The organism is Novosphingobium sp. BL-A-41-Hi4B-X5A (assembly GCF_055521705.1).
Genome location: NZ_CM145500.1, coordinates 1,357,546 through 1,383,441, shown reverse-complemented (window position 1 = coordinate 1,383,441; position 25,896 = coordinate 1,357,546). Strand labels below are relative to the sequence as shown.

The window sequence follows — 25,896 nt, the reverse complement described above, 5'->3', positions numbered from 1 at the left end:
ACTCATGAACGGGTCTGGCATGAACGGGGAAAACGGGCAGAATTCGTGGGACGAAGAGCCGGGCAAACCGTTCGATGTCTCTGCCGAGATGGCGGAACCCGCAGGGGATCGTCTTGCCCTGGGTGACGAGGAGCGCCTTCCCTGGCTCGAAAGCGCTGACGATATCGATGGTGAGGACGAAGACAGCGGCAACGGTCGCCTGATCGGCTTTGCCGTGATGGGCCTTTTTGTGCTCGCGGCGCTGGTCGGCGGGATCTGGTATGCCAGCAACCGAACGGCAGGGCCTGCCGGAGCTGACGGAAGCCTGATCGAGGCAAGCCGCGAACCCTACAAGGTCGCGCCCAAGGACCCCGGCGGCAAGACTTTCGAAGGCACCGGCGATTCCAGCTTCAAGGTCAGCGAGGGTGAGAAGCCCGTCGCCAACCTTGCCGGTTCCGCCTCGCCAACCCCGGCGGTCGCTCCGTCGCCTACTCCTTCGGCCAAGCCGAGCGCTGGTGCGACGCCGGCGCGAAAGCCCACACAGGCCGCTGCGACCGGCGGCGTCGGCGTGCAGGTTGGCGCGTTCTCGTCCAATGCAGCGGCGGAAGCCGGCTGGCAGAAGCTCATTGCCAACCATGAAGCCCTTAAGGGCCTCTCGCACCGCGTGGTCGAGGGCAAGGCCGACATCGGCACTGTCTATCGCCTTCAGGCCGTAGCCGGTGATCTCGCCTCGGCCAGCGCGCTCTGCTCACGGTTGCAGGCCGGTGGCCTGAAGTGCCAGGTGAAGCGCTGATCGTGTCCCCCTGCCAGCGCTTCTGCAGGCGCTAGGCGGTCGCCTGCTCGCTCTTGATCTGCATTTCGAGGCGGCGGCGCACTTTCAAAGCGCCGTTGTCCACCCGGGCGCTGATTTCGGTTGGCAGCGTCGCGTCCGATTGCAGGACCAGTTCGATTGCCTCGATTGCGGCAATGTCTTCCGGCTGGATTTTCGTGCCCATGGCGATCTGCATCTGGCCCATCGCGGGGTTGTTCACGGCAAAGTCGCGGGCGGTGTTCACGAAGTAGTGCACGCGCGTTGGCGATGCGGGCGTGATCAGGTGAATATAGTTCTGCGTGCCGAGCGACCGGCCACTGGCTGCATCGGACATGGCGCCGCCGGTCCGCACCAGCACGGGTGAGATGTATTCGGCGTCGAAGTCCTGGTTGACCGGATCTTCCTGACCCGGAAACTGCATCTTTATCAGGGGATTGGCGGGCAGGTTCTGCCCCTTGCGGACAACTGTGATGCTTTGCGCGGTTTCCTCGACCGACACCGGGATCGAGGCAACCATTTCACCGCCCGGGATGGTCGTGGCGTGAATGAAGCTGACGTGGCTCAGATCGAGAAGATTCTCGATCAGCAGGGTGTAACGCGCATTGATCGTCACAAGTGCATGCTGTTCGACCGCCCAGTCGTTGCGGCCAAGCCCCATCGCGCCAAGGTCGGGAAGCTGGGCGGAACTGGCCATGTCAACATCGCCGGTCCACACCCAGACCAGGCCAGCAGTTTCGACCACAGGATAGCGGCGCAGCGATGACTTTGCGGCACGCCGGTCTGGCTCGGCACGCGCAGGCATGTGCCATCCGGGCCAAAGGTGAAGCCGTGGTAGCCGCACTGTACCGCATCGCCAACGCGCTGGCCCTGTTCCAGCGGATAGGCACGGTGCGGGCAGATCGCGCTCATCGCCACCGCATCTCCGGCTTGCGTGCGATAGAGCAGCACGCGCTCTCCCAGGATCTCGCGCATCATCAGCGCTTCCCCGACCTCGGCCGAGTAGGCGGCGACCCACCACTGATTGCGGGGATAGTGCTGCGTGGTGGTCAGCGGGTACATTCCTGGCTCCCATGAATCGGCTTTTGCTATGCTTTGTTTGTCGCTCGACAAGGATATTTGTCAAGCGACAAACACGTCTTGCCAACCTGCCCGCCACCAGCCATGCCAAGGGCCATGAAGCACAATGCGCAGAACCGGATTCTCAAGCCTGCCCGCTATGATGGGGAGGAGAACCGTCGCGTCGTGCTCGAGGCAGCGTTGCGGGTGTTTTCCGAGGTCGGGTTTTCCGCCGCCAGCACGCGGGCGATTGCCGCGGCTGCCGGGATCGAGCAGGGGCATCTGGCCTACTACTTCCCCACCAAGCTCATGTTATGGCGGCAGGTGCTGGACGCCTTTGCGCGCAAGGGTGAGGCCCATCTGCGAGAGAATCTGTCGGGAGATACGCTGATCGATGCGGTTGCCACCGCCCATCGCGTGTTGCCCGGTTTCCTGCGCACCTTCGCCGAGGAGCCACGCCTGACGCGGCTGATGTTGCAGGAATTCTCCGTCGCGTCCGAGCGCCACGAATGGCTTGTCGATACATTCGGGCGCCCAGTCTGGGAACTGCTTGCCCCGCTTTTCGAAGCGCTGGCAAGGCAGGGGCGGCTGGCCGGGGCAGGACCCGAGGTGGCCTATTTCAGCCTGATCGGGTCCGCGCTCATCACATTTGGCAATAGCGAGCTTGTGCGGAGCATGACCGGAGCCGAGCCATCCGACGAGGCTTGGATCGAGCGCGCCATCTCACACATGATCGGGCCTGTACTCATGCCGGTGGCAAGCCGGTGAATTATCCCCGGTGAGTGCGCCGGGAAGGGTTGTCAAAGTGCCTGAAAACCGCAAGTTCAAAGCCATGCTGCCAGCGATCTTCGGGCTTTCGGGCCTGACCCTGACCGATGACGAGCGCGCCTTCTTTCGCGATGCGGACCCGGCGGGATACATCCTGTTCGGGCGCAACGTCGAAAGCCGGGCGCAGGTCCGTGCGCTTACCGATGACCTGCGCGCGCTGCACGGGCGGGACCGTACCTTCATCTGCATCGATCAGGAAGGCGGGCGCGTTGCGCGGATGAAGCCTCCGGTCTGGGCGGCTTACCCGCCGGGCGAGCGCTTTGACCGGCTTTACGACGTGGCTCCTGCCAGCGCGATCGAGGCGGCGCGGGCCAATGGCCATGCGCTGGGGCTCGATCTGGCCGAGGTGGGCGTCAGCGTCGATTGCCTGCCGCTGCTCGATGTGCGCCAGCCCGGCGCGCATGACGTGATCGGCGACCGTGCATTGGGTTCCGAGCCGATGCGCGTGGCAGCGCTGGGCCGGGCAACGCTTGACGGACTGGCGCGGGCAGGGGTTGCAGGGGTGGTCAAGCACATGCCGGGCCATGGCCGGTCGATGGTCGACAGCCACAAGGAAACTCCGGTTGTTACGGCGAGTGCCGAGGAGCTGGAACTGGACCTCGCGCCGTTCCGCGCGCTGAAGGATGCGCCGATTGCGATGACCGGGCATCTGCGGTTCACCGCGTGGGATGCCGAGAACCCGGCAACGCTTTCGTCTTTCGTGATAGGCGAGGTGATCCGCAAGGCGATCGGCTTTGACGGACTGCTGCTGACCGATGATCTCGATATGCAGGCGCTGGGCGGCACGGTGCCCGAACGGGCCGTGCGCGCGCAGGCGGCGGGGTGCGACCTTGCGCTCAATTGCTGGGCGAAGATGGACGACATGATCGGCATTGCCGCAGGTCTCGCGCCGATGAGTGCGAAGACGGCAGAGCGGCTGGAGCGCGCCTTGCAGGGCACGGCAGCGTTCGATGGACCTGCGGATATCTCGGCCCAGACTGCGCTCCTTGCCACTCGTGACCGGCTGCTGGAACTTGCGTGATGGCAGGCGACGTCGCCCCCGCGCTGTTTGACGGAGACGAGGTCTGGGACGGCATTGCCACTGCACCAACCGGCGACGCGGCGCTCTATCTCGAGCTTGATGGCTGGGAAGGGCCGCTTGACCTGCTGCTGGAACTGGCGCGACGGCAGAAGGTGGATCTGCGCACGATCTCGATCCTTGAGCTGGTCGGCCAGTATCTCGACTACATCGATCGTGCCAAGGCGCTGAAGCTGGAGCTGGCGGCGGACTATCTGGTGATGGCGGCGTGGCTGGCCTATCTCAAGTCATTGCTGCTGCTGCCGCGCGATCCCGAGGTGCAGCCGAGTCCCGAGGAACTGGCGCTCAAGCTGCAGTTGCGGCTGCAGCGCCTGGGCGCGATGCGCGAGGCAGGCGCGCGGCTGATGGGGCGGGACCGCACCGGCCGCGACGTGTTCCTGCGGGGCCGTCCCGAGGGCCTTCGCGTTGACCGCAAGGCGCTGTGGAAGTCCGATCTGTTCTCGCTGATCCAGGCCTACGGGGCGATCAAGCTGCGCAGCCAGCCCGTGGTTCACATGGTGCGCGAGCGGGCGGTGGTGACGCTTGACGCCGCGCTGGCGCGGGTGTCGCAGATGCTGGGCATCGCGGTGGAATGGACCGACCTGCGGGCTTTCCTGCCGCTGGAGGCCGATCCTGCCTTGCGCAAGTCTGCCCTGGCCTCGAGCTTTCTCGCGGCGCTGGAGCTGGCCAAGCAGGGCCGCGCCGAACTGGCGCAGGATGCAGCGTTCGGGCCGTTGATGCTGAGGGCCGCCCCTTCGGCAAGCTCAGGACGAGCGGCATGAGTGGGCAGCCCGACGATCTGGAACGTGCGGTGGAAGCAACGCTGTTCGCCGCCGAGCAGCCGATGACCGCGCTGGAAATCTCTGCGCATCTGGGCGGCGCGGCGGTGGGCGATACGCTGGCAACGCTGGCGCAGACCTATGCCGAGCGCGGGATCAATCTCGTCGAGCGCGGCGGGCGCTGGCACTTCCAGACGGCAGCCGATCTTGCCCATCTGTTGCGTCGCGAAAAGGAAGAGCCGCGTCGGCTTTCCCGGGCGGCGACCGAGGCGCTGGCGATCGTTGCCTATCACGAACCCGTCAGCCGTGCCGAGATCGAGGCGATTCGCGGCGTACAGACGGCGAAGGGCACGCTGGATGTGCTGCTGGAGGCGGGCTGGATTCGCATCGCCGGGCGGCGCGAGGTGCCCGGGCGGCCGACGATCTATGCGACGACTCCGGAATTTCTCACGCACTTCGGCCTGAGTTCGCGGCGCGACCTGCCCGGAATCGAGGAATTGCGTGCTGCCGGGTTGCTTGACCCGGTCGAGGAAGCGTTTGCCGTCTTGACGGGGGGCGAGGATGGGGACACGGGGGCGATTGATCCGTCAGGCGGGGAAGACGCCGACTGACGCGACGGAAAAACTGGCATGTGGGGCGCGCGGTCCCTATCTAGGGAACGCAAAGGAGTTAGTGACATGGGTGGTCTTTCCCTTCCGCACCTGATCGTGCTTGCGCTGGTCGTGCTGATCCTGTTCGGCCGTGGCCGCATTTCCGAAATGATGGGCGATTTCGGCAAGGGCATCAAAAGCTTCAAGCAGGGCATGAACGACGAGGACAACAAGCCGGTCACGCCGCCGCCTGCGCAAATCCAGCAGCAGCAGGTGCCGCCTCCTGCCCCTGCGCCCACGCCGACGTCCACCGACCAGGCCCAGTAAGCTCCTGTAAGACAAGGCGACAGGGCCGTGTTCGACATCGGCGCGTCCGAACTTCTGGTGCTGGTCATCGTGGCGATCGTCGTGATCGGCCCGAAGGACCTGCCGATGGCGCTGCGCACCGCAGGGCGGTGGGTGGCGAAGATGCGGCGCGTCTCCAACCACTTCAAGTCCGGCATCGAGACCATGATCCGCGAGGCGGAAATGGAGGAGATGGAGCGCAAGTGGAAGGAACAGAACGAGCGGATCATGCGTGAGACCGCGGCCCAGGAAGCCGCCGCCGCCGCGCAAGGCCAGACCGTGGCTGCCGCCGAGGATCAGAACGATCCGTTCCCGAATCCGCTGCCTTCTGATGCGCCCGCCGATCCGGTGATGATCGGGCCGATGCCGCCTGAGGAAAAGACCGCCAGACCGGAAGCGCCGCTGCCATGATCTCGGACATCGACGAGACGCAGGCCCCGCTGCTCGATCACTTGCTGGAATTGCGCACCCGGCTGCTGCGCTGTGTCTATGCGCTGGCGATTGCCTTTGCGGTCAGCTTCTACTTTGCCGACGACATTTTCGCGCTGCTGGCGCAACCACTGGTCCATGCCTTCCCGCCGGGGCAGGGCAAACTGATCTACACCAAGCTTTACGAGGCGTTCTTCGTTGAGCTGAAGGTTTCGATGTTCGCGGCGTTCTTCGTCAGCTTCCCGGTGATCGCCAACCAGCTCTGGGCGTTCGTCGCACCGGGCCTCTATGCGCGCGAGAAGCGGGCGTTCCTGCCTTTCCTTTTGGCAACGCCGGTGCTGTTCACGGCGGGGGCGAGTCTTGCCTACTTCGTGGTGATGCCGACCGCGTTCAAATGGTTTTTGGGCTTTGAGGGCAACAAGGGTGGCCTGCAACTTGAGGCGCTGCCGGGCACGGGCGATTATCTGAGCCTGGTCATGCAGTTCATCCTCGCCTTCGGGATCAGCTTCCTGCTGCCAGTGCTGCTGATGCTGCTGAACCGCGCGGGCATCGTTAGCCGTGACCAGCTGGTCAAGGCGCGGCGCTATGCCATCGTGGTGATCTTTGCCGTGGCAACGGTGGCGACGCCGCCCGATGTCGTCTCGCAATTGATGCTGGCGATTCCGCTGCTGATCCTGTTCGAGGGGACGCTGCTGCTCATGCGCTTCACCGAAAAGGCCGATGCAAAGCGCAGGGCCGAGGAAGAAGCTGAAGCTGCGGCCTTGGCCGCGGGCGAGACACCGCCTCTCCTGCCCTGACAGAAAGAAACGGGGGCGGTCAGGCCCCCGTTTCGGTAATCGGCAATCAGAGCCCATCGGGACTCGCGAAACCTTGGGTGAGAGGGCGGGTTCCGCGACGCAGCCGTTGGGCAGCATCCGGAAAGAGCGCCCCCCAAGCCTTCCGCGTCGCCACCCTAACGCTTTGAAGGCGTTTCGGTTTCCAGCCCTTTTTCGGCAGACCACACCATGCCCCCGCCGATCCACGTTTCCATGACTTTCGTCGCCCTGAGCTGTGCAGGATTTGCGGTGAGCGGATCGGTATCGACCAGCACGAAGTCCGCGCGAAGTCCGGGCGCAAGGCGGCCGAACTTTCTTTCGGCAAATCCTGCATAGGCCGCGTCGGCGGTGTAGGCCGCCAGTGCTTCGGCAGGCGTCACGCGCTCCTGTGGCTGCCAGCCACCCGGGGGTTGATCGTCCACCCCTTGACGGCTGACGGCTGCGGCAAGCCCGGCCCACGGGTCCGCCAGTTCGACCGGAGCGTCAGACCCGAAGGCAAGGCGCACGCCGGCGGCCTTGAGCGACTTCCACGGATAGGCGCCGGCCAGGCGATCAGGGCCGAGCCGCGCTTGCGCCATCACGCGGTCGGACGTCTGGTGGGTCGGTTGCATCGAGGCGATGGCGCCGCTCGCCGCGAAACGGGCGATGTCCTTCGGATCGACGATCTGGGCATGTTCGATGCGCCAGCGCCGGTCGCCCTTGTAGGTTTCGGAAAGGTCGGCGATTGCGCCGATGACAGTGGCGTTGGCCTGATCACCGATGGCGTGGATCGCAACCTGGAAGTTGTCCATCGCCGCACGGCTCATCAGGTTGCCGAGCTGGGTCTGGTTCAGTTGCGGGAGACCACGCGTGGCGGGTGCATCGGCATAGGGCGCCTTGAGCCAGGCGCCGCGCGACCCGAGCGCGCCATCGACATAGAGCTTCACGCCGTTGAGGCGCAGGCGGTCCTGATAGAGCCACGGTGAGGGGCCGGGGCCGCCGATCAGAACCATCTGCTCAGGTCCGCGGGCATAGGCCATGATCCGGACATAGAGCTTGTTGGCATCGCCCGCGCGGCGGTAGGCCTGCCAGTCCTCGATCCCGGTGCCCATGTCGGCCACGGCGGTGACGCCGCGCTTGAACAGGATCTGCTGGGCATTGGCGAACGCCAGATCGCGGTCTTCGGGGCGCGGTGCGGGGACCTTTGCCTCGATCAGCTCCATCGCGGCATCGACAAGCACGCCGCGCGGGGCACCATCGGGGGCACGATCGATGCTGCCGCCTGCCGGGTCGCTGGTTGCAGCCGTGACACCTGCAGCCTTGAGCGCCGCACTGTTGGCCCAGCCAGCGTGACCATCCACGCGCTGCAGCCAGACCGGCCTGCCGCCAGTAACCGCGTCAAGTTCGGCAGCGGTGGGGAAACGGCCAAGCTGCCACTTTTCCTGATTCCAGCCACGTCCGATGATCCACGGCCGATCGGGGTGTTCGGCGCTGAACTTGGCAATCCGGTTGAGAGCGTCGGCAAGCGAGGTGGTGTCGGAAAGGTCGAGGCTCAACGCAGCAAAGCCGATGTCCATCACGTGGACGTGCGCATCGATCATGCCCGGAAGCATGACCCTGCCCTTGCCGTCGATGTGGTACTGGTATTCCTTGCGCGGCTTGGGCTTCTTGTCCCCGGCGTGGATCACCCGCGTGACGATGCCTGTGCTGTCGAACAGGAGGCCGGTGAATTGCTCCGGCTTGCCATCGGCGCCAATCGTGGTGCCGCGCACGTTGTCGATCAGGGTGTCGGCATAGGCGGATGGAGCTGTGGCAAGAAGAAGAGCGGCGAGCGTGAGGCGCTTCATGCTTTCTTGGCCCGGCGCGGGAGGCGACGGATCAGCGCCGAGGTATCTTCACGCCCATGGCCCATGGCCTGCACGTCGACGTAGAACTGGTCGACCAGCGCCGTGACCGGCACGCTGGCGCCAAGGTTCCGCGCCTCGTCCATGGCAAGGCCGAGATCCTTGCGCATCCAATCAACCGCGAAGCCGAAGTCGAATTCGTCCTTGGCCATGGTGTGGAAACGGTTGTCCATCTGCCACGACTGCGCAGCGCCGCCGGAGATCGCCTCGAACACCTTTTCGAGATCGAGATGGGCGATCTGGGCAAAGCGGATCGCTTCGGACAGGCCGGCAAGCGTGCCCGCGATGCACATCTGGTTGGCCATCTTGGCGGTCTGCCCGGCACCCGACTTGCCGACATGGACGACGCGCTTGGCATAAGCTGCAAGGATGGGCCTCGCGGCATCGACCGCCTTGGCGCTGCCGCCGCACATGATGGCTAGCGTGCCCGCTTCGGCACCCGATTGCCCGCCGGTCACGGGGGCATCGACGCAGAGCAGCTCCTTGTCGCGCCCCTCGACCGCAATCTGACGGGCGATGCGGGCCGAGACAGTGGTGTGATCGATGTAGAGCGCACCGCGCTTCAGGGTCGAGAACACGCCGTTGGGGCTGAGCACGACATCGGCAAGATCATCGTCGTTGCCGACGCAAGTGATGACGGCATCGGCGCCTTCAGCAGCCTCGGCAGGGCTGGTGGCAATGCGGACGGAAATGCCGGGATTGGCCGCCGCCCAGGCTTCGGCACGCGCGGTGGTGCGGTTGTAGATCGTGAGGGTGTGTCCCGCCTGGCCGAGATGCCGCGCCATCGCGCCGCCCATCACGCCAAGGCCGAGGAAGGAAACGTTTGCGGGGGCGGTTGCTGCCCCGGTCGATGCTGGTGTCTGGTCGCTCATGATACGCATTCATATCCGGTTTGCTGCCGAGTGCCAGATGCTGAGTGCCAGATGCTGAGTGCCAGTGGCTGAGCGCCAGTGGCTGAGCGCCAGTGGCTGAGCGAGAGTGGCTGCTTGCCTGCCGGGCGAGGGCAAAGCATACCTGTTGGCGATGCAGCGCCTGATCGACCTCCTCTCCCGCGTCGCCCGGCTTGCCTTCTGGCCAGCGTTCGTGTTCGCGCTGGTCATGGCAGTCTTGCCCAAGCCGCCGAGCCTGCCGATCGATAATCTTGGCGACAAGTTCGCACATATGCTGGCGTTCTTCACGCTCTCGCTGCTCGCTGGCGTGGGCTGGCCGAGGGCATCGCTGCTGCGTGCCACGGTGTGGCTTTCGGTTGTCGGGGCCGGCATCGAAGTGGTGCAGTTGATCCCCTTCCTTCACCGCGACTCGGACTGGCGTGACTGGGTGGCAGACAGCGCGGCGATCCTCGTTGCCATGATTCCAGTGGCCGGTTTTCGCTGGCTGACAGAGTTGGGGTCCGATTCCGCCAAAGCTTGAGGTTTTCTTGGAGGCCGCTTTCCGTTAGGGCGCGGCCATGGAAAACGTAGCGCTCAAACCCGAAACCCAGGGATCATCCCTGCTGACCCTCGCCGATGTTCGTGCGGCGGCGGAGCGAATTTCGGGCCAGGTAGTGCGGACGCCCACGCTCTACAGCAAGACGCTCAGCAACATCACCGGGGCCGACATCTGGCTCAAGTTCGAGAACCTGCAGTTCACGGCCGCATACAAGGAGCGCGGTGCGCTCAATGCGCTGTTGCAGCTGACCGAGGAGCAGCGTTCGCGCGGGGTGATCGCGGCTTCGGCCGGGAACCACGCCCAGGGCCTGAGCTATCATGGCACGCGTCTGGGAATGCCCGTCACCATCGTCATGCCGCGCACGACGCCGACGGTTAAGGTGATGCAGACCGAATCCGTGGGCGGCAAGGTCGTGCTCGAGGGTGAAACCTTCGATGAAGCCTACGCGCATGCGCGCAAGCTGGAAGGCGAACTGGGCCTGACCTTCGTTCACCCGTTCGACGATCCGCGTGTCGCGGCCGGGCAGGGCACCGTCGCGCTGGAAATGCTGGAAGACGCGCCGGAAATCGAGACGCTGGTGGTTCCGATCGGCGGCGGCGGCCTGCTTTCGGGCATGGGCACTGCCGCGCGCGGGATCAAGCCGGGCATCGGGCTGGTCGGCGTGCAGGCGCAACTGTTCCCGTCGATGTATGCCAAGCTCAAGCATCTCGATCTGCCTTGCGGTGGCGATACGCTGGCCGAAGGCATCGCGGTGAAGGAGCCGGGCGAATTTACCTCGAAGGTTCTGGCAAGCATCGTCGATGATGTCGTGCTGGTCAGCGAAGCCGCGCTGGAAAGCGCCGTTGCGGTGCTGCTGCAGATCGAAAAGACCGTTGTCGAAGGCGCCGGCGCAGCCGGACTGGCCGCCGTGATGACGCACAAGAAGCGGTTTGCCGGGCGCAAGGTCGGCATCGTGCTGTGCGGCGGCAATATCGATACGCGCCTGCTGGCCAACGTGCTGCTGCGCGATCTGGCACGGTCCGGCCGACTTGGCCGCCTGCGCATCACCTTGCAGGATCGCCCGGGCGCGCTGTTCAAGGTGGTCGAGGAGTTCAACCGGCATCAGGTCAACATCCTCGAAGTCTGGCACCAGCGCATCTTCACCTCGCTGCCCGCCAAGGGGCTCACGGCAGAGATCGAGTGCGAGGCGCGGGACCGCGAGCAGATCGACAGGCTGGTCGCAGGGCTGCGTGCCAAGGGCTACGATCTCGAGCAGGTCGAACTGGGCTGACCTTGCGCAGCTGCGGCGGGCGGCGTTAACTTTTGCAGCGAGGACTGTCCTGACCGGGGACTCGTGCCTTCGGCCTTGGTCAAATCCCCATTCCGGTCGGGAAATGGCGCGGATTTGTGCAGGAAAAGGTAGTTAACGGGCTTTTAGGATTTGCCCGGCTGAGGCATGTTTGTTGCTGACACGCCGGATAGTCCGGCCTCAGGAGCATCAGCCCCGCCGTGACCGCGCCCGTCCGTTTCCCGCGCTTTTTCGTAACCAGCCCCGCGCCGTGTCCGTACCTGCCGGGGCGAAGCGAACGGAAGGTGTTTACCGAGCTGAAAGGCCCCAATGCGGATGAATTGAACGATGCGCTGGGCCGCATCGGCTTCCGTCGCAGCCAGACCGTTGCCTACCGTCCCAGCTGCGTCGAATGCACCGCGTGCATCTCGGTGCGAGTGGTGGCCGGTTCGTTCACCGCCTCGTCAACGCAGAAGCGGATCTGGAAGCGCAACCGCGATCTTGTCGTAAGTGTGTGCAAACCTTGGTCAACTCCGGAACAGTTCGAGCTGTTGCAGCGTTATCTCGCCGTGCGTCACCCGGGCGGGGGGATGGCAGCCATGGACGAGATGGACTTCGCGGACATGGTGGAACACACCCCGGTCAAGAGTTACGTGATCGAATACAGGGAGCCGACCACCGACGGTTCGCAGGGCAGACTGGTAGGGGCCTGTCTGACCGACGAGCAGGGCGATGGCCTCTCGATGATTTACAGTTTCTACGATCCACAACACGAGACGCGGTCCGGGCTTGGCACTTTCATCATCCTCGACCATATCCAGCGAGCAGGCCAGGTCGGCCTGCCGTATGTCTATCTCGGCTACTGGGTCGAAGGATCGGAGCGCATGCAATACAAGGTGCGCTTCCGCCCGATGGAGAAACTGGGCCGCGATGGCTGGGAACGGTTCGAACCTGCTGAACAGGCCAGCGCCATCGAGCGCGCCGTCGCTGCACGGCAGGGGGCCGATGCCGAGCTTGCCCGAAGCGGCATCGAAGGCAGCCTCAAGGATGGGGTTCATGGCGCGCAGGAGCGCTACGCCCACACCTGACCTTTCGCTGGCGCGCATCCTGGCGGCGGTCCTGCTGCTGGCCCTGCCGGTGCAGGCTTTTGCCCAATCGCGCGATGCGGATCAGGAGCTTGAGGCGCTGATCCCCGATTCCGCGCTCGACAATGCGGATGCCTGGGCGCTTGATACCGAAGCCGCGCGCACGGGTGCGCCGCCTGCGACCGTGATCGAGCAGATCGAGACCGATACCGCCATGCCGGACCTTCCCGGCATGACCATTCCGTGGCCGGACGGGAGTGAAATTCCCGATATTCAGCCTCTCACGCCCGATCCCGATATCGACGTGGCCGAGCAGTCCACCGATGCGGCGGTCGACGCCCTGCCGGGGCAGGAAGAGGGTGACGCGCCCGCCAGCGTCCGGCTGGCCGATGCCGATGTATCGCGCGTGGGTAAGCAGGTGGAGGTCGCGTTCCCGCGCGGCACGGACGCCATTGCCGATGCAGGCGACATCGTCGACCGGTTTGCCGGCTTGTCGAGCCTCAAATCCTTCGACGACGACGAGGACAACCTTGCCCAGATCGTCCGGCGCGCCCGGACCGATCGCGAGACGCTGGCCGAGGTCATGCGCGTCTACGGCTATTACGATGCGCAGATCTACCAGACCCTCGGGGGACTTGGGGATCGCGCCGAGGGCGAAGCTGCAGGGCCGATCGATGTCGAGAAGGTGATCGTGCGCTTCGACGTGCAACCGGGGCCACAATACAAGGTCGGCCAGATTGCGCTGGGCGAGCTTTCGTCGACAGGTCCCGATTACGAGGCCCTGCGCGGGGCATTCAAGATCCAGCCCGGCGACGCGATCAACGGCGACAGGATCGTGGCCGAACGCCTCTCGTTGCAGACGGCGCTGGGCGAGACAGGCTATGCCTTCGCCAAGCTGGGTGACCCTGACCTGCTGATCGACCATGAACGGCGCGAGGGCGATCTGACGGTGCCTGTGACGCCGGGCGGGGTCTATCAGTTCGGCAAGATCAACTCCTCGCGCGATCGCTTCCTGAGTGCCAAGCATCTGCAGCGGATTGCGCGCTTCGATCCGGGTGAACGCTTCAAACGGTCGGAAGTCGACGATCTGCGGCAGGCAATTCTGGCGACCGGGCTGGTTTCCTCGCTGACGGTCGAGGCTCGTGAGGTGGCGAAGTCTGACGGGCAAACTCCCGGCACGGTCGATGTCGATGTAACGCTCACCCCTGCGCCTTTGAGGACCATTGCCGGGCTGATCGGTTATTCGAGCGGGGAGGGCTTCCGTGTCGAGGCCAGCTGGGAGCACCGCAACTTCTTCCCGCCCGAAGGCATGGTGCGCGTACGCGGGGTTGCAGGCACGCAGGAGCAGCTTGCCGGCCTGACCTTCCGCCGCAACAATTTCCTGACGCGCGATCTCGTGCTCAATGCCGATCTCTATGCGCGCAACCAGACGAGCAGCGCTTTCGAGGCGCGGACGGTTTCGTTCACCGCCGGGCTTGAGCGGCAGCAGACCCTGCTGTTCCAGAAGCCATGGGTGTTCTCGGCAGGCCTCGAGATACTGGCCACGGGAGAACGCGATGCTGCGGCGATCCTCGCCCGCCAGGCGCGCAAGACCTATTTCATCGGCGCATTGCCGATGCGGGCAGCCTATGACGGCAGTGACGACCTGCTCGATCCGACGCGCGGTTTCCGCGTGGGCCTGCGCGTCTCTCCGGAAATCTCGGTGCAGAATGGCGTGAAGTCGAGCTACGGCAAGGCGCAACTTGATGCCAGCTATTACCAACCGGTGGGCGAGAAGCTGGTCGTGGCAGGGCGCGTGCGGTTCGGCACGATCCTTGGAACCGACATCACCAACATCGCGCCATCGCGCCGGTTCTATGCCGGCGGCGGTGGGTCGGTGCGAGGTTATGGCTTCCAGCTCATCGGCCCGCGCGACACGGCGGGCGAACCGAGCGGAGGCCGCGCCTTGAGCGAATTCTCGCTTGAAGCGCGCGTGAAAACCGGACTGCTGGGCGGCGCGGTAAGCCTGGTGCCGTTTGTTGATGCCGGTGCAGTGGACACGACGACGACGCCGCGCTTGCGGGACATCAAGGTGGGCGCGGGCATCGGCCTGCGCTATGAAACAAACTTCGGCCCGATCCGCATCGATCTGGGAACGCCGCTCAATCCGTCGAAGGGCGACAGCCGCATCGGCGTCTATGTCGCGTTGGGTCAGGCGTTCTGATGGCGGACGAAGTGCCTCTGCCAGACCAGCCTGCAGCCGAGCCGGCAAAGCCGATACCATCGCGCAGGTCGCGTTTCGTGCGCGGCGCGGCGCGGCGGCTGGCAATCCTGTTCGTGGCGGGCATCGCGCTGGTGCTGGCTGCTTTGGTCATTCTCGATTCCTCGCTCGGCCACCGGCTGCTTGCGGACCGCATTGCCGCCATCACGCCAGGTTCGGGTCTCAGGATCGAGATCGGCCGGATCGACGGGTCCATCTACGGAGCCGCGAAGCTGCGCGACATCAGGGTGAGCGATCCGGAAGGCGTTTTCCTGACCGTGCCCGAGGCTGAACTGGACTGGCGACCGCTTGCCTGGCTGAAGACCGGGCTCGACGTGCGGTTGCTTGCCCTGCATCGCGGCGTGCTGCGCCGGGCGCCCCGGCTGCGGCCCAGCGAAGATCCTGACGCGCCGATTCTCCCGAACTTCGACATCCGTGTTGATAGACTGGTCATCGACAACCTCACGTTATCTCCGGCCATGGCAGGGCAGAAGCGCCGCGTCGATGTGCTTGCCAAGGCGGATATCCGCGGGGGCCACGCCATCGTCGACGTCAACGGAAAGGTCGCGGGCGATCGCGTGGTGTTCAGGCTCGACAGCGAGCCTGATCGCAACAAGTTCGATCTCCAGCTTGCCTACGACGCGCCACGCGACGGCATGATGGCCAAGATGCTGGGCGCGGATAGCGACATTCGTGCGCGTGTTGGCGGCAAGGGCGGTTGGACGCGCTGGGACGGCGTGGCTTACGCGACCATTGGCGAGGAACGGTTGGCCGCGTTTCAACTCGCAAATCGCGCTGGTGCCTACAGCCTTGGTGGCCAGGTCTGGCCGGGCGAGATGCTCAAGGGCACGGCGGGGCAAGCGGTCGGGCAGACGCTCTCGCTGCTGTATGACGGAACCTTTGCCGACAAGACCTTTAACGGCACGCTGCGCGCCGCAGGTGATGCCTTCAAGGTCCGGGCCGAGGGCAAGCTTGATCTTGCGAACAACGAGGCTGAAGATCTGAAGGTCAGGGCATTGGTGCTCAGGCCCGAACGGCTGGTTTCTGCCCCGCAGCTTGCTGGGGTGGCGATCGACGCAACGCTTGATGGTGCGTTCTCCGATCTTGCCATCGAACATCAAGTGGCGGTGCAGCGGCTGCGGCTCGGCACTCTCGATGCGCAGGGCCTGCGCTCGTCCGGCACGGCGACATGGGACGGCAAGCGGTTTGTACTGCCGTTGAATGTCAGCGCGCAGCGGGTCGTCACCGGCAATGCCATGATCGATCCGCGCTTCCCCGGCGCGCGCGTCAATGGTGATCTGGTGTTTGCCGGCAATCGCCTGACTTCGGACAATCTGGCGCTGACGATGAAGGGCTTGGCCGCGCGCCTTGCGCTGAGCGGCGACATGGCCCGCGGCGGCTATGCCCTGGCAGGGCCGGTTGTGGCTCGAGGATTCGCGATTCAGAACCTTGGCGCAGTCGACGGCACGGCCAAGATCCTGTTCAAGATCGGCAATGGCGTGCCGTGGACCCTGCAGGCAAACCTCGCCGGGCGCATGACGCGGATCGACAACGCGACATTGCAGACGCTCACCGGTGGTGGAGTGCGCTTCACCGGCGGCCTTGCGCTGGGGGAGCGCATTCCAGTGACGTTCCGCAAGGCTCGGATAAGTTCGGCCAAGCTGCAGATGGCGCTGGATGGCAAGGTGTTGCCGGGCGGCGCGGCATCGCTGGCCGGCAGTGGCCGTCATGCCGATTACGGGGCGTTCACCGTGCAGGCGGCGATGACCAACGAAGGTCCGAACGCCGTGCTGGTGTTCGCGAGCCCGCTTCCCGCTGCTGGTTTGAAAGACGTGCGCGTGGCGCTCTCGCCCATTGCGGACGGGTTCCGTATCGAGACGGCAGGCGATTCCACGCTGGGGCCGTTCACCGGGACACTGGGCCTGTTCATGCCACCTGGGCAGGGCACCCGGATAGACATCCAGCAGTTCCGGGTATGGCAGACGGACGTGACCGGCGGTGTCACGTTTGGCAATGACGGCGTCGCCGGACAGATCGCGCTGGCAGGCGGCGGACTTAATGGTACGGTGCTGCTCAGCCCGCGTGAAGGCGGACAAGGCTTCGATGCCAACGTCATCGCCCGCAATGCGCGGTTCGGCGGGGCGCGGCCCTTGTCCATCGGTAACGCCAAGATCGACGCAACCGGCCTGATCAAGGATGGGCATTCGACCATCGAGGGCACGCTGCTTGCCGAAGGTATCGGCATGGGCAAGGTCTTCATCGGCAAGCTTGCCGCCTCGGCCTATCTGCAGGACGGGAGTGGTTCGGTAACCGCTTCGGTCTCGGGCCGGAGAGGTACGCAGTTCGCGCTGCAAGGCACTGCTGCCTTCTCGCCCGACCAGATCGTGACCTATGTTTCGGGCGAATACGCCGGGCGCCAAGTCAGCATGCCGCGCCGTGCGATCCTGACGCGTGAGGGTGACGGCTGGCGTCTTTCCCCCACCCAGATCGGCTTCGGGCGCGGTATCCTGATTGCCGAAGGCCACGTTCTGGGCGGGCCGACGCAATTGCGTCTTCTGCTTTCGCGCATGCCGCTTTCAGTGGCGGACATCGTCGTGGCCGATCTTGGCCTTGGCGGCGTCGCGTCCGGCATCGTTGAATACAACAATGACGGGCAAGGCGCGCCTTCGGGTAATGCTGCGCTGATGGTGCGGGGCCTGTCGCGCTCGGGGTTGGTCCTCACCTCGCGTCCCGTCGATCTGGCGCTTGTCGCCAAGCTCGATCCGGAAACCTTGCAGATGCGAACCGTGATCCGCGAGGGCAATGACATTCGCGGTCGCCTGCAGGCCGTGGTCAATGGCTTGCCGCGCGGCGGCGGTTTCATGGACCGGCTCGAGAGCGGACGGCTTGCCGGGCAACTGCGCTATTCCGGACCAGCGGAATCGCTCTGGCGCCTGTCAGGCGTGGAGATTTTCGATCTTACCGGGCCATTGGGCGTGCGGGCCGATATCTCGGGTTCCATTACCGCGCCGGTACTGCAGGGCGCAGTCGCCTCGAAAGGGTTGCGTGTGCAGAGCACGCTTACCGGCACCGATCTCCGGCAGGTCGAAGTGACGGGCACCTTTACCGATTCCCGCCTGCAACTGGCGAGTTTCTCCGGGGTAACCACCAATGGCGGCAGGGTCAGCGGAAGTGGCACGATCGGGCTTGCGGAACTATCCGAACATGGTCCGACGATCGATCTCAAGCTCTCTGCACGTAACGCGCAACTGATCTCGCGTGATGACATGGCGGCGACCGTCACCGGGCCCTTGCGCATCGTCAGCAATGGCGTGGGCGGAACCATTGCTGGCCGGGTGCGGATCGAAAGTGCGCGCTGGGCACTGGGCCGGGCGAGCGCGGTGCAGGAACTGCCGGTCATCGCGACGCGCCAGATCAATGCCCCTGCCGATGCCGCCCCGGCCAGGGCTGCCGCAGCGCCCTGGCGCTTCCTGATCGACGCATCGGGCGCCAATCGCATCGATGTGCGCGGGCTTGGTCTTGAAAGCGAGTGGGGCGCCGATATTCGCCTGCGCGGCACGACCGCCGCGCCGCAGATCATCGGCACCGCCGATCTGGTGCGAGGTGGCTATGAATTTGCCGGCAAGCGCTTTGAACTGACGCGCGGGCGCATCCGCTTTACCGGTGAAGTCCCGGTAGACCCGCAACTGGACATCGTCGCCGAGGGCGATGCCAACAATATCAACGCCAAGATTTCGATCACCGGCACCGGCAACAAGCCGATCATCGCATTCTCGTCGACACCCTCGCTGCCGGAGGAGGAACTGCTCAGCCGCATTCTGTTCGGCAGCTCGATCTCGCAGATTTCCGCGCCCGAAGCTGTGCAACTGGCTTCGGCCCTGGCCAGTTTGCGCGGTGGTGGCGGGCTAGACCCGATCAACAAGCTGCGTGCCGCGATTGGCCTCGACCGTCTGCGTATTGTCGGCGCCGACCCGACAGTGGGATCGGGGACCAGTATTGCCGTGGGCAAGTACATCGGACGCCGCTTCTTCGTCGAACTCGTGACCGATGGCGCGGGCTACAACGCGACATCCGTCGAATTTCGGATAACCCGCTGGCTAGCCCTGCTGGGTACGGTTTCGACGATTGGCGACGAAAGCCTCAACCTCAAGGTCAGCAAGGACTACTGATACCCACAAAGCGAAAGGGGCCACTCTTGCGAGCAGCCCCTCCAGCTTTTCGTTTATTGTGGTGGATCAGGCCGGCAAACCGCTGATCGCCTTCATTTCCATGAAGTCCTTCAGGCCGTAGAGGCCACCTTCGCGGCCATTGCCCGACTGCTTGTAGCCGCCGAACGGAGCGCCCGGCGTCGGACCCCAGTTGTTGATCGCGACCATGCCGGCGCGCAGGGCAGGGGCCACTTCCGCCGCCTTGGCCGGGTCACCGGTGATGCAGGCCGAAAGGCCATAGGCGGTGTCATTGGCAATCTCGATGGCCTGTTCGAGATCGTCGTAGGTCATGATCGTGGCAACGGGGCCGAAGATCTCCTCCTGCGCGATGCGCATGTCCGGCGTGACGCCGGAGAACACGGTCGGCTTGATGTAGTAGCCACGGTTGACGTTCGCAGGCAGGTCGGGCCCACCGGTCTCGAGCTTCGCGCCTTCGTCGATGGCGGACTGGATCAGCCCGCGGATCTTGTCGAACTGCGCCTTGTTCACCACCGGGCCAAGGTGCTGGCCTTCCTGCAGCGGATCGCCGACTGGCGTTGCGGAATACATCGCCGAAACGAACGCTGCGGCTTCGGCCTCGCGCTCCTTGGGCACAAGGATGCGGGTTGGCGAGATGCACGACTGGCCGGTGTTGACCAACGGGCCCGAAGCGGTCGACGGGAGATACTTGGCAAAATCGGCGTCGGGCAGGACGAGGTTGGGCGACTTGCCGCCAAGCTCCTGATGCACGCGCTTGACCGTGTCAGCGGCTGCCTTGGCGACGAGAATGCCGGCGCGGGTGGAACCCGTGAAGCTGACCATGTCGATACCGGGGTGCGAACTGATTGCCGTGCCTACGCCCGGCCCATCGCCCTGAATGAGGTTGAAGACGCCGGGCGGAACGCCTGCCGCGTCAAGGATCTCGGCAAAGATGGCCGCATTGGTGGGGCACTCTTCGGAAGGCTTCAGAATCATCGTGTTGCCTGCCGCCAGCGCAGGTGCAACCTTCAGCGCGATCTGATTGAGCGGCCAGTTCCACGGGGTGATCATGCCGACAACGCCGATCGGCTCGTAAGCGACCTTGTAGGCGCCGTTGTCTTCCATGAAGTTGAAGTTCTTGAGCGCAGCCATCGTGCCCAGAAATCCGCCGATTCCCGCGCCGACCTGTGCCGTGCCGGCGAAGCTGACCGGAGCGCCCATTTCCTCGGCCATTGCGACAGCAAGCTCGGGTGCGCGCTTCTTGAACTCGGCGACAATGCGATCCATCAGGGCAAGGCGCTCTTCACGCGTGGTCTTGCTGAAGGTCTTGAACGCACGCTGTGCAGCGGCCACTGCCTTGTCGACATCGGCCTGCGTCCCGAGCGTGATTGCGCAAATCGGCTCTTCGGTTGCCGGGTTGATCACTTCGTGGCGCGTGCCACCTTCGCTGTCGACCCATTTGCCATCGATGTAGTGCTGCAGCCTCTCGCGCATTGCCGTCTCTCCCGAAGTGAGCGGGCCGAAGCGATCGTCCGGCCCTTTGCCTTCGGAAAAGTAGGTGCGTGCGTTGCATTCCGCAACCGGTCAGGCCTGCCGGATCATGTCAAATTGCCGCGTCAAATCCTGCGCCCGCGAAAGAGGTGGACCAGCCCGATCAGGATGGCGATGACCAGGACGACATGAATGAAGGCTGCGGTAACCTTGAAGGCGAACACGCCAAGCGCCCAAAGGACAAAGAGAATCAAGGCAAGGGTGAGAAGCATGTGACGATCTCCGCTGCGTTCCTCCCGCCCGCGCCCGCCTGATATCCCAACCCGCCAATTCGCGCCGGGTTCCGAATAGCGCTTCCGATGGCGTCTACGAGAACGAACTTCCGGATTGATAACGATTTCTTCGGAAGCGGCCTCTAGAGAAGGTCGGATGGGGACGGGACCTACCCTCAGTCGCGCCGCGCCGCGGCATCGCCACACCGGGGCACGCGGCGCCGTATGGATCGTCGTGGGCACTTTTCTCGCGCTTGTCGCGCTGACAACCGCGCTGGTTGCGGCTTTCGTCAATTCGACCAACATTGCCGATGTTTTCACCCGCCAGGAAGAGCAGCGGCTGGTCCATCGCTTTATCGAGCGGAGCGAGCGCCAGATCATGGAAGCCGATCGGCTTCAGATCATGTGGGACGAGGCCGTTGTAAAGCTCAACTCGCCCGACGCCGAGGCTTGGGCGCGCAACTACCTGGCGGGCTACTTCTGGGGCAGCCATCGCATCGACCGGATTTACCATGTCAGGTTCGACGGCACGCTGGTGCGCTGCTGGAAGGCCGGCAAGATCACGCAAGACTGCCGCTACCAACAGATCGGGTCAAAGGTTGCAGGCTTGATCGGACAATCCCTGAAGGACGATCCGGGATCAGAGAAAGTCGGCGAATGGCGGCAGTTGGGCGATGTACGCTGGCCGTACACTGACAAGGGCCTGCCGATCGGCCGCGCCGCAGCTTCGATGGACAATTTTGACAAGCAGCCCGCACTTATAGCGGTAGCCTCGATAGTGCCGGACGTGACGGCCTCGTTGCTCAAGGGTCCCCCGGATTACATTGTCCTTGTGCGCCAGGTCGATGCGCGCATGATTGCCGATCTCCAATCGGCGCTGTTGCTCGACGATGTCCGGTTCGACCAGGCACCGGATGAGGACGCCAAGCGCAACTCGCTCGAAGTCACGAACCTGGAGGGCGAGAGCATCGGATGGTTTTCGTGGATCGCAAAGCCCCCGGGGCCGGCGATCCTGCGCCAGACGGCTCCGCTGCTTGCAGTCTATATCCTGTTCTTCATGGGTGTCGTGGCCGGCGGCGCGATCATCGTGCGCCGGATGCGGCGGACGACCAGCGAACTCATTGCCAGTGAAGCGCAGGCGCAGCACAACGCCTTGCACGATGCGATGTCGGGACTGCCGAATCGCGCCCATTTCATGCAGCGGCTGCGACAGGAACTGTCGGCCTGTATCGAGCGGCCGGAACTGGGCGACGTTTTCATCGCCTATCTGGATATCGACCGCTTCAAGGTCGTGAATGATACGCTTGGCCACCATGTCGGCGATGAGCTGGTGCGGCAGGTGGCCCTGCGCTTGCGCCGTTCGCTTCCACCGGGCGATTTCCTGTCCCGCTTCGGGGGCGACGAATTCGTGCTGTTGCGGCGCTCCACGGGCGGGCGCGCCGCAGCCGACATGCTCGGGCGGCAATTGATGGCGCTGGCCCTCGAACCGTTCGTGATTTCGGGCAACAATCTCGAAGTCAGCCTGTCCTGCGGGATAAGCTGGGGGCCGGAGCAGAGCGAGGATCCCGGCGAGTTGCTGCGCCGTGCCGACATCGCGCTCTATCGGGCAAAGCAGCGGGGCCGGGCGCGCTACCGCAGGTTCACGCGCGACATGGATGCTTCGGTCAAGCTGCGGCGCGACATGGAGATGGAGCTGCGTCGCGCGATCAATCGCGATGAACTGGCGCTGGCCTATCAACCGATCGTGAACGCCACGGATGGTGCAGTGGAGGGCTTCGAGGCGCTGCTGCGCTGGTCGCATCCCGAGCGCGGACCGATCCGTCCGGGACTGTTCGTGCCGATTGCCGAGCAGGCGGGTCTGATGATGCCGCTGGGGCAATGGGTCCTGCGCCGGGTCTTCGAGGATTGCCGCGACTGGCCGGATTGCGACATCTCGGTGAACTTGTCGCCGCTGCAGATCATGGCGAGCGATTTCCTGCCGGAGATCGACCGACTGGTCCGCGAAACCGGGGCCGATCCGCGCCGGTTCGTGCTCGAAGTCACCGAAGGGGTCATGCTGGATCGCAGCGAGCATGTGGTCGACGTGCTCAAAGGGTTGAAGTATCGCGGCTTCCGCATCGCCCTCGATGACTTCGGGATCGGCTACTCGTCGCTCAGTTACCTCCGCTCGTTCCAGTTTGACCGGATCAAGATCGATCGTTCGTTCGTGCAGAACATCGAAGCCGATCTTGATGCGCACTCGATCCTGCGCGCGATCGTTTCTCTGGGGCACACCTTGCGCATGAAAGTCGTGGCCGAAGGCGTCGAAACGCCGATGCAGCGCGCGCTGGTTCAGGCGGCCGGTTGCCAGATGATCCAGGGCCACCTGTTCTGGCAGGCCATGCCGCTGGAGGAAGCGCGCGCCCTGCTGGAGCCAGCAGCAATGGAAAACCGCCGTACTGCCTGATCAGGTATTGGGCTCGCCGCGCATCTGCTTGATGTACTTGAGCTCGTTGGCTGCCGCCGGGCTGTCGGGCTGGTAGGTCAGGGACTCGTTGAACAGCTTTTCGGCATCGTCGAGCTGGCCCATCTCGATCTTGTTGAAGCCCATGCCACGCAGTGCCCGCGCCTTGTATGGCGCGCGCTGGCCCTCCGGTGCGGTGTCGGCTGATTTCAGCGCTTCTTCGAACAGTCCGAACGAACGCTTCCAATCGCGCTGCGCCTTGAACCATTCCGCGAGTTCGTTGGTGTAGTGCGCGTTGAGCGGGGCTCGGTCATGCGCCAGTTGCAGCCACGGCAGCGCTTCGCGCCCACGGCCAAGATCGATCAGCGCATAGCCCTTGTAGAAGTATCCGTCGCACCATGCCGGGCCGACGATCGTCAGCTCCATCGTCACTTCGGCATCGTTCTTCTTCGCCAGCGCTTCGGCCTGCTCGTGCGATTCTGCACACGCGAGTGCGCGCTTTGCCTGGCGGACGTTGAACGCAGCAATCAGCTGGTTGGCCTTGTCGATCGCCACCGCGGGCTTGCCGGCGATGATGTCGTTGAAAATCGCCGCGGAAAGCTCCTCTACCTGCGCGTCGGTCATCGGATCGGCAGCTGCTGCTGGCGTCGCGATGAGGCAAAGTGCCGAGGCGATAATGGTATGGCGGAACGGCATGGGCAGCTCTCCTTTCAGGGAAGAGTGCAGGCCCGCCGCGTGACTTGCAAATGCAATTGCCGCCTTGTCGGTGGCAAAGTTGCGGCTAGCGCGGCTTCAGCCCTTGGCCGAAGTGGCGCCCGAAGCGTCCGCCGTCATGGTGCGGGGATAGATGAAGCCGTGGGCCGGGCTGGCACGCAGGCCGACCGACTTGGTCGGCGCGTACCACACGCGCACTTCGCTCCAGTCGCCAGCGGCTGAAACGTCAACCGCCATCACGCCCTTTTCGACCATGCCCGGGCCCGACCAGTTGGCGTGGTCGATCAGGATGTGGCGATCGTCAACCACCTTGCGGACGACGGCGACGTGGCCATAGGGCATCGCGCGCGTACCGTTGAAGGCGAGGACGGCGCCTGCCTTCGGCTGCTGGCCGCGTTCGTAGGTGCCTGCGGCGTTGTTCCACCAGTCACGGGCGTTGCCGCTGATCTGGACGTCCGAAATCTGGCGGGCGTAGGTCACGCACTGAAGGCGGGCCTGGGCAGCGGTCGGCAGGGCGACGACTGCGAAGAATGCCAGGAATGCTGCGACCGCGTTCTTTATCATGGGCAGCATCACTAAGGATTTCGGGGGATTCGAGGAGTCTTGGCGCCCTCCGTTCATCCTGCGGCAATCACAGCTCGTCTCGCTTCGTCGCAAAACCTCCGGCGCCTGTGGATAAAATCACAATCTCGGGCGTTTCCCGCTGCAGGCGGCCATCAAAACCAAAAGGGCAAAACGAAAAGGGCGCCCGGTTTCCCGGACGCCCCTTTCGGCTTCTCGCTGATCCGTGGGATCAGAGCGAGTAGTACATGTCGAACTCGACGGCCGACGGCGTGGTTTCCCAACGCATCACTTCCGGCCACTTCAGTTCGATGTAGGCTTCGATCTGGTCCTTGGTGAACACGCCACCCTGGAGCAGGAAGTCGTAATCGGCTTCGAGGCTTTCCAGCGCTTCGCGGAGCGAGCCGCAAACGGTCGGGACCTGGGCGAGTTCTGCCGGCGGCAGGTCGTACAGGTTCTTGTCCATGGCTTCGCCCGGGTGGATCTTGTTCTTGATCCCGTCGAGGCCAGCCATCAGCAGCGCTGCATAGCACAGGTAGGGGTTGGCCATCGCGTCGGGGAAGCGGAACTCGACGCGCTTCGCCTTGGCGCCAGCGCCGTAAGGGATGCGGCACGAGGCCGAACGGTTGCGGGCCGAGTAGGCCAGCAGCACGGGGGCCTCATAGCCCGGCACCAGGCGCTTGTAGCTGTTGGTGGTCGGGTTGGTGAAGGCGTTGAGCGCCTTGGCGTGCTTGATCACGCCGCCGATGAAGTACAGGCACATTTCCGACAGGCCGGCATAGCCGTTGCCTGCGAACAGCGGCTTGCCACCGTCCCAGATCGAAATGTGGGTGTGCATGCCCGAACCGTTGTCGGTCTTGATCGGCTTCGGCATGAACGTGGCGGTCTTGCCATAGGCATGGGCGACCTGCTGCACGACGTACTTGTAGACCTGCATGCGGTCAGCCGTCTGCACCAGCGTGCCGAAGGTCAGGCCGAGTTCGTGCTGCGCCGAAGCCACTTCGTGGTGGTGCTTGTCGCAGGGCAGGCCCATTTCGATCATCGTGCGGACCATCTCGCCGCGGATGTCGACGCAGCTGTCGACCGGAGCGACCGGGAAGTAGCCGCCCTTGGCGCGCGGACGGTGGCCGAGGTTGCCGCCTTCGTAGTCCTTGGCCGAGTTGGTCGGCAGCTCGATGTCGTCGATCTTAAAGCCGTTGCCGTCATAGCCGTCATAGAACTTCACGTCGTCGAACAGGAAGAACTCGGCTTCCGGACCGACGTAGACGGTGTCACCGAAACCGGCCGACTTGACGAAGGCTTCTGCGCGCTTGGCGGTCGAACGCGGGTCGCGGGCGTAGAGTTCGCCGGTCGACGGTTCAACGATGTCGCAGCAGATGATCAGCATCGGCGAGGCCGAGAACGGATCGACATAGACCGAGTCGAGGTCGGGCTTGAGGATCATGTCCGACTCGTTGATGGCCTTCCAGCCTTCGATCGACGAACCGTCGAACATCAGGCCGTCTTCCAGTTCGTCTTCGCCGAGAACGGTCGAGACCATGGTCAGGTGCTGCCACTTGCCCTTCGGGTCAGTGAAGCGCAGGTCGACCCATTCGATTTCCTCGTCCTTGATGCGGGCGAGGATGTCCTTTGCAGTTGCCATCGCTGGTCCTTCTTCT

The 25,896-nt window shown here is 64.4% G+C and carries 23 protein-coding genes; 14 read left to right on the top strand and 9 right to left on the bottom strand.

Annotated elements, in window-relative coordinates:
- Positions 1 to 4: 4 nt before the first annotated feature.
- Positions 5 to 772, top strand: a complete 768-nt coding sequence (locus ACZ1JY_RS06390; RefSeq protein WP_465130725.1) for an SPOR domain-containing protein — start codon at positions 5 to 7, stop codon at positions 770 to 772.
- Positions 773 to 803: 31 nt separating this feature from the next.
- Here the strand turns inward: ACZ1JY_RS06390 and ACZ1JY_RS06385 are convergent, their stop codons facing one another.
- Positions 804 to 1,484 (bottom strand): hypothetical protein, encoded by a 681-nt coding sequence (locus ACZ1JY_RS06385; protein WP_465130724.1) that lies wholly within the window; start codon positions 1,482 to 1,484, stop codon positions 804 to 806.
- Positions 1,400 to 1,849 carry a Rieske 2Fe-2S domain-containing protein gene (locus tag ACZ1JY_RS06380; RefSeq protein ID WP_465130723.1) on the bottom strand — a complete coding sequence of 150 codons (450 nt, stop codon included), beginning with the start codon at positions 1,847 to 1,849 and terminating at the stop codon, positions 1,400 to 1,402. The genes ACZ1JY_RS06385 and ACZ1JY_RS06380 overlap by 85 nt, the downstream gene beginning before the upstream one ends.
- A 114-nt stretch (positions 1,850 to 1,963) precedes the next feature.
- On the opposite strand from ACZ1JY_RS06380, the gene ACZ1JY_RS06375 reads away from it, so the two are divergent.
- The 7 genes from ACZ1JY_RS06375 (at position 1,964) to tatC (ending at position 6,671) form a co-directional block, all read left to right on the top strand.
- Complete coding sequence (locus ACZ1JY_RS06375; RefSeq protein ID WP_162895980.1) at positions 1,964 to 2,614, top strand: TetR/AcrR family transcriptional regulator; 651 nt, start codon at positions 1,964 to 1,966, stop codon at positions 2,612 to 2,614.
- Positions 2,615 to 2,678: 64 nt separating this feature from the next.
- Positions 2,679 to 3,695: a beta-N-acetylhexosaminidase gene (gene nagZ / locus ACZ1JY_RS06370; RefSeq protein ID WP_465130722.1), complete on the top strand. Its 1,017-nt coding sequence runs from the start codon at positions 2,679 to 2,681 to the stop codon at positions 3,693 to 3,695.
- Positions 3,695 to 4,513, top strand: coding sequence for a segregation and condensation protein A (locus tag ACZ1JY_RS06365; protein WP_465130721.1), 819 nt, complete (start codon positions 3,695 to 3,697; stop codon positions 4,511 to 4,513). Before nagZ ends, ACZ1JY_RS06365 begins: the two co-directional genes overlap by 1 nt.
- On the top strand, positions 4,510 to 5,121 hold the full coding sequence (scpB, locus tag ACZ1JY_RS06360; protein WP_465130720.1) for an SMC-Scp complex subunit ScpB: 612 nt from the start codon (positions 4,510 to 4,512) through the stop codon (positions 5,119 to 5,121). The genes ACZ1JY_RS06365 and scpB overlap by 4 nt, the downstream gene beginning before the upstream one ends.
- Before the next feature lie 66 nt (positions 5,122 to 5,187).
- Complete coding sequence (locus ACZ1JY_RS06355; protein WP_118073362.1) at positions 5,188 to 5,427, top strand: twin-arginine translocase TatA/TatE family subunit; 240 nt, start codon at positions 5,188 to 5,190, stop codon at positions 5,425 to 5,427.
- Between the two features lie 27 nt (positions 5,428 to 5,454).
- On the top strand, positions 5,455 to 5,856 hold the full coding sequence (gene tatB, locus ACZ1JY_RS06350; protein WP_118073363.1) for a Sec-independent protein translocase protein TatB: 402 nt from the start codon (positions 5,455 to 5,457) through the stop codon (positions 5,854 to 5,856).
- A complete protein-coding gene (gene tatC, locus ACZ1JY_RS06345) occupies positions 5,853 to 6,671 on the top strand; it encodes a twin-arginine translocase subunit TatC (protein WP_118073364.1) in 819 nt (272 codons plus the stop codon). The genes tatB and tatC overlap by 4 nt, the downstream gene beginning before the upstream one ends.
- A 155-nt stretch (positions 6,672 to 6,826) precedes the next feature.
- On the opposite strand, the gene ACZ1JY_RS06340 is transcribed toward tatC, so the two are convergent.
- Both ACZ1JY_RS06340 and ACZ1JY_RS06335 read right to left on the bottom strand, forming a co-directional pair.
- Entirely contained in the window at positions 6,827 to 8,515 is a 1,689-nt protein-coding gene (locus ACZ1JY_RS06340) for an amidohydrolase (RefSeq protein ID WP_465130719.1), read from the bottom strand.
- Positions 8,512 to 9,444 carry an NAD(P)-dependent oxidoreductase gene (locus ACZ1JY_RS06335; RefSeq protein WP_168903647.1) on the bottom strand — a complete coding sequence of 311 codons (933 nt, stop codon included), beginning with the start codon at positions 9,442 to 9,444 and terminating at the stop codon, positions 8,512 to 8,514. The genes ACZ1JY_RS06340 and ACZ1JY_RS06335 overlap by 4 nt, the downstream gene beginning before the upstream one ends.
- A gap of 151 nt (positions 9,445 to 9,595) precedes the next feature.
- Between ACZ1JY_RS06335 and ACZ1JY_RS06330 the strand changes: the two genes are divergently transcribed.
- The 5 genes from ACZ1JY_RS06330 to ACZ1JY_RS06310 all read left to right on the top strand — a co-directional run bounded on the left by ACZ1JY_RS06330 (position 9,596) and on the right by ACZ1JY_RS06310 (position 18,760).
- A complete protein-coding gene (locus tag ACZ1JY_RS06330) occupies positions 9,596 to 9,982 on the top strand; it encodes a VanZ family protein (RefSeq protein ID WP_465130718.1) in 387 nt (128 codons plus the stop codon).
- A 37-nt stretch (positions 9,983 to 10,019) separates the two neighbouring features.
- Positions 10,020 to 11,270 (top strand): threonine ammonia-lyase, encoded by a 1,251-nt coding sequence (locus tag ACZ1JY_RS06325; protein ID WP_118073367.1) that lies wholly within the window; start codon positions 10,020 to 10,022, stop codon positions 11,268 to 11,270.
- A gap of 218 nt (positions 11,271 to 11,488) precedes the next feature.
- Positions 11,489 to 12,355: an arginyltransferase gene (locus ACZ1JY_RS06320; RefSeq protein WP_168903648.1), complete on the top strand. Its 867-nt coding sequence runs from the start codon at positions 11,489 to 11,491 to the stop codon at positions 12,353 to 12,355.
- Entirely contained in the window at positions 12,324 to 14,555 is a 2,232-nt protein-coding gene (locus ACZ1JY_RS06315) for an autotransporter assembly complex protein TamA (protein WP_465130717.1), read from the top strand. Before ACZ1JY_RS06320 ends, ACZ1JY_RS06315 begins: the two co-directional genes overlap by 32 nt.
- The gene (locus tag ACZ1JY_RS06310; protein ID WP_465130716.1) at positions 14,555 to 18,760 is read left to right on the top strand and encodes a translocation/assembly module TamB domain-containing protein; all 4,206 of its coding nucleotides are present in this window, start codon (positions 14,555 to 14,557) and stop codon (positions 18,758 to 18,760) included. The genes ACZ1JY_RS06315 and ACZ1JY_RS06310 overlap by 1 nt, the downstream gene beginning before the upstream one ends.
- 66 nt (positions 18,761 to 18,826) lie before the next feature.
- Here ACZ1JY_RS06310 and ACZ1JY_RS06305 read toward each other — a convergent pair whose 3' ends face one another.
- Together ACZ1JY_RS06305 and ACZ1JY_RS06300 are read right to left on the bottom strand one after the other, a co-directional pair.
- Positions 18,827 to 20,251, bottom strand: coding sequence for an aldehyde dehydrogenase family protein (locus ACZ1JY_RS06305; protein ID WP_118073369.1), 1,425 nt, complete (start codon positions 20,249 to 20,251; stop codon positions 18,827 to 18,829).
- Positions 20,252 to 20,373: 122 nt separating this feature from the next.
- Complete coding sequence (locus ACZ1JY_RS06300; protein WP_118073370.1) at positions 20,374 to 20,520, bottom strand: lmo0937 family membrane protein; 147 nt, start codon at positions 20,518 to 20,520, stop codon at positions 20,374 to 20,376.
- A 115-nt stretch (positions 20,521 to 20,635) separates the two neighbouring features.
- Between ACZ1JY_RS06300 and ACZ1JY_RS06295 the strand changes: the two genes are divergently transcribed.
- The gene (locus ACZ1JY_RS06295) at positions 20,636 to 22,966 is read left to right on the top strand and encodes a putative bifunctional diguanylate cyclase/phosphodiesterase (protein WP_465130715.1); all 2,331 of its coding nucleotides are present in this window, start codon (positions 20,636 to 20,638) and stop codon (positions 22,964 to 22,966) included.
- Here ACZ1JY_RS06295 and ACZ1JY_RS06290 read toward each other — a convergent pair whose 3' ends face one another.
- From ACZ1JY_RS06290 to glnA, 3 genes are all read right to left on the bottom strand, one after another.
- Positions 22,967 to 23,659: a tetratricopeptide repeat protein gene (locus ACZ1JY_RS06290; RefSeq protein ID WP_465130714.1), complete on the bottom strand. Its 693-nt coding sequence runs from the start codon at positions 23,657 to 23,659 to the stop codon at positions 22,967 to 22,969.
- Positions 23,660 to 23,755: 96 nt separating this feature from the next.
- A complete protein-coding gene (locus ACZ1JY_RS06285; RefSeq protein ID WP_118074692.1) occupies positions 23,756 to 24,241 on the bottom strand; it encodes a CHAP domain-containing protein in 486 nt (161 codons plus the stop codon).
- 229 nt (positions 24,242 to 24,470) lie between these two features.
- Positions 24,471 to 25,880 (bottom strand): type I glutamate--ammonia ligase, encoded by a 1,410-nt coding sequence (gene glnA, locus ACZ1JY_RS06280; RefSeq protein WP_465130713.1) that lies wholly within the window; start codon positions 25,878 to 25,880, stop codon positions 24,471 to 24,473.
- Positions 25,881 to 25,896: the final 16 nt, after the last annotated feature.